Source organism: Legionella tunisiensis (assembly GCF_000308315.1).
In the GTDB taxonomy this organism is placed as follows: domain Bacteria; phylum Pseudomonadota; class Gammaproteobacteria; order Legionellales; family Legionellaceae; genus Tatlockia; species Tatlockia tunisiensis.
Map to the genome: position 1 here is coordinate 1 of NZ_CALJ01000167.1, position 2,958 is coordinate 2,958.

The following is a 2,958-nucleotide window of genomic DNA, read 5'->3' on the forward strand; positions in this document are numbered from 1 at the left end:
CAAAAATATGGATTTCAAACAAGCGGCTAGTATTCCCTTAGCGGCAATGACCGCATTACAAGCATTAAGAGATAAAGGTGCTGTTAAGGCTAATGATCGTGTATTAATTTTAGGGGCTTCTGGTGGAGTTGGCATGTTTGCGGTGCAAATAGCCAAATTGTTGGGCGCACAAGTTACCGCGGTTTGTAGTACTGCGAATGTGGCCTTTGTGCAATTATGGGGAGCTAATAAGGTTATTGATTATAAAGAAAATTTCCCTTTGGTAAGCGATGAAAAATACGATGTGATTTTTGATTGTGTAGCGGCTTATAGTTACTCCCAATCTAAGAAATGTTTAACCAAGTATGGTATTTATATTGCTACCCTGCCCAGTCTATCATTGATTTTTTAATAGCATTATCAGCAAATTTACCCGGCAAAAGGCAAAGATTATTTTACTGCAAAAAATAAGAAAGACCTGGACATGATTACGCAATTTATTGAAGATAATAAATTAAAAACCCATATAGACAGTGAGTTTAATTTGCAAGATGTTGGTTTGGCTCATCAACGTAGTGAAAGTCATCGAGCTGTGGGGAAGATAATCATTAATATAAGTAATGATTCTGAGACACCATCATAAGAATTTAAAGCAAGTTTATTTTCACTCAGCAACCAAGTATTTAATAAACCAGGCTTTAGCCAATTGGGCTACCTCAGCGAGCGTGCCTGGCTCTTCAAATAAATGGGTAGCTCCAGGAATTAATTCCAATTTTTTTGTGCAATTCATTTGGGCCATAGCACGCTGATTCAGATTAATAACAATTTCATCATTACTACCTACAATTAGTAATGTGGGTGCTTTGATAAGACTCAATGATTCTTTAGCCAAATCGGGTCTTCCACCACGTGAGACAATAGCTTTTACGCTGTCTAGCTTGCTTGCGGCAGCAACAATAGCTGCGCCTCCCCCTGTACTGGCTCCAAAATAACCAATAGGTAAGTGATAAACAGAAATATTCTTTAAACACCAGTTGGTTACGTCCACCAAGCGGCTAGCCAAAAAAGGTATATTAAAGCGAAACTCCATTGTTGTTACGTCAATTGCATCTTCATCAGGAGTTAGTAAATTAAATAACAAAGTAGCAATCTTACCCTTATGTAAAACATCGGCAACATATTGGTTACGTACACTATGTAGATTAGAGCCACTGCCATGAGCAAATAACACAAGACCTCGGGATTCCTTAGGTATATATAAGAGCCCTTCAAGGTAAATCTCCGCACTTGGAATAATGACAGGATGTTCCGTATCTACTATGAAGTTATTCATGACGGACTCCTGCAATGGAGGAAGAGGTGCTCTCCTCGTTTTTTTGACTTGCTTTTAATAAATCGGACACCTCACTATCCGTGGTTTGAGAAAAATCATCATACCACAAACCAACAGCATAAAAATTGAGTGGTTTCAGTGAACAGACAATTTTATTAACCAGTGCACTCATTTCGTTATAAGTACTAAGAGCTATTACAGGCACTGCCAGGATAATGGCTGCGGGTTTACGTTGAAGGATCGCTTTAATAGCTGCTCGCATGGTTGCCCCTGTGGCAATACCATCATCAACAAGAATAACTGTTTTTCCTTGTAAATTAGGGAATGGTCGGTTATCACGGTAGCTTATTTCACGACGTTTTAATTCTTCTTGTTCAGCGTGTAAAGTCAGCTCAATAGCTGATTGAGATATGTGGAGATCATCGATAATCTCTTCATTAAAAATGGTTGTACCTCCTGTTGCAATGGCCCCCATAGCCAATTCTTCATGCCCAGGAACACCCAGTTTACGTACAATAAAAACATCAAGGGGAAGTGTTAAGGCTTTTGCAATTTCATACCCAACAGGAACACCTCCACGCGGTAAGGCTAAGACAATCACATCTGGTTTATTTGCATACTCTTTCAGTTGGGCGGCTATAATTTTTCCCGCTTCGTATCTATCATTAAATTTTTCCATAGTGAATTGCTCCATTTCCCAAGCACTATCCTTATTAACTGTCTAGAGGGCCGTATTGGATATTTTTGATGATTCTATGCAATTTATTATCAATTATTTCACCATTGATATCGCTGAAATTCTCTCGTGCTTGGTTATGCATCCAACTAATTAATTTTTCAATATTATCCCCGTGATTTTTAATTGTTTTTCCATCTTCAAAATATATTTTTGCCGTGTATTTGTACTTCATTTGTTAGTTTTTAATTAAATCTTATGCTTTAATTTTAGCAGATGCTAAGTTATCTGTTATTGACAACAAAAAATTATTTTTTTAGAAAAACATGGAGAATTTTTATAGGAAATTTTATGAGAATTAATCAATTCAAAAAGGAACGTCTTACTCTTCTTCTGGGATTGTTAGTTTTATTGTGGTCTCAGGTTGTTGTTGGGGCAATAAACGAAGATAGGATGACTTTTAAAAAATTATTTACTGATTGGACCACTGCGTTTAATAATCGTGAACTGGCTAAATCTTGTTATTTATTTTCTGTTAATGTTGTTGCAAATTATCGAGGAGTAAAGAGGAAAAATTATACAAATATATGTAATGGTTTTAAAAAGATTTTTACTGATGATTCACGCAAATATCATTACCATTTTAAATTACATGAAATTTATCAGTCTAGATTTTTAGCCGCAGTGCGAATTACCTGGTATTTAAAAGTAACCAATAAAGATGGTAGGGTAACCTATGTTCAGGATGAAGGCTTGGATATCTTGGAAAAAACAGCAAAGGTGAGTGGAAAATTATTAATTATCTAGGGTATCCCATCGGAAATTTAGAGGAATAAAATTATTTTAATCTGCTTTTTAAAACAAGAGACCTTTATTTCGAATGGTTTCTATGTTCATCAAAATGGTGTACGAAACAATTTAAGCCGAGCACGAGCATACTCACAGACACAGCTGGTTCTTTGCTAGTTTT

At 36.2% G+C, this 2,958-nt stretch carries 4 protein-coding genes and 1 pseudogene; 2 read left to right on the forward strand and 3 right to left on the reverse strand.

Going from position 1 to position 2,958, the window contains the following annotated elements; genetic code table 11:
* The first annotated feature begins 133 nt into the window (after positions 1-133).
* A pseudogene (locus tag BN58_RS37760) lies at positions 134-622 on the forward strand (zinc-binding dehydrogenase).
* 21 nt (positions 623-643) lie between these two features.
* On the opposite strand, the gene BN58_RS10335 reads toward BN58_RS37760, so the two are convergent.
* From BN58_RS10335 to BN58_RS10345, 3 genes are read right to left on the reverse strand one after another with little or no spacing between them, the layout of a single operon-like run.
* On the reverse strand, positions 644-1,312 hold the full coding sequence (locus BN58_RS10335) for a dienelactone hydrolase family protein (RefSeq protein WP_019216755.1): 669 nt from the start codon (positions 1,310-1,312) through the stop codon (positions 644-646).
* Positions 1,305-1,991 (reverse strand): phosphoribosyltransferase, encoded by a 687-nt coding sequence (locus BN58_RS10340; RefSeq protein ID WP_040916424.1) that lies wholly within the window; start codon positions 1,989-1,991, stop codon positions 1,305-1,307. The genes BN58_RS10335 and BN58_RS10340 overlap by 8 nt, the downstream gene beginning before the upstream one ends.
* A 34-nt stretch (positions 1,992-2,025) precedes the next feature.
* Entirely contained in the window at positions 2,026-2,223 is a 198-nt protein-coding gene (locus BN58_RS10345) for a hypothetical protein (RefSeq protein ID WP_019216757.1), read from the reverse strand.
* Between the two features lie 116 nt (positions 2,224-2,339).
* Between BN58_RS10345 and BN58_RS24110 the strand changes: the two genes are divergently transcribed.
* A complete protein-coding gene (locus BN58_RS24110; protein ID WP_019216758.1) occupies positions 2,340-2,795 on the forward strand; it encodes a hypothetical protein in 456 nt (151 codons plus the stop codon).
* Positions 2,796-2,958 lie beyond the last annotated feature (163 nt).

Bases quoted from the DNA above. Each gene is read 5' to 3' on its own strand.
- BN58_RS10340 (WP_040916424.1), bottom strand. From the start codon at position 1,991: ATGGAAAAATTTAATGATAGATACGAAGCGGGAAAAATTATAGCCGCC.
- BN58_RS10335 (WP_019216755.1), bottom strand. From the start codon at position 1,312: ATGAATAACTTCATAGTAGATACGGAACATCCTGTCATTATTCCAAGT.
- BN58_RS24110 (WP_019216758.1), top strand. From the start codon at position 2,340: ATGAGAATTAATCAATTCAAAAAGGAACGTCTTACTCTTCTTCTGGGA.
- BN58_RS10345 (WP_019216757.1), bottom strand. From the start codon at position 2,223: ATGAAGTACAAATACACGGCAAAAATATATTTTGAAGATGGAAAAACA.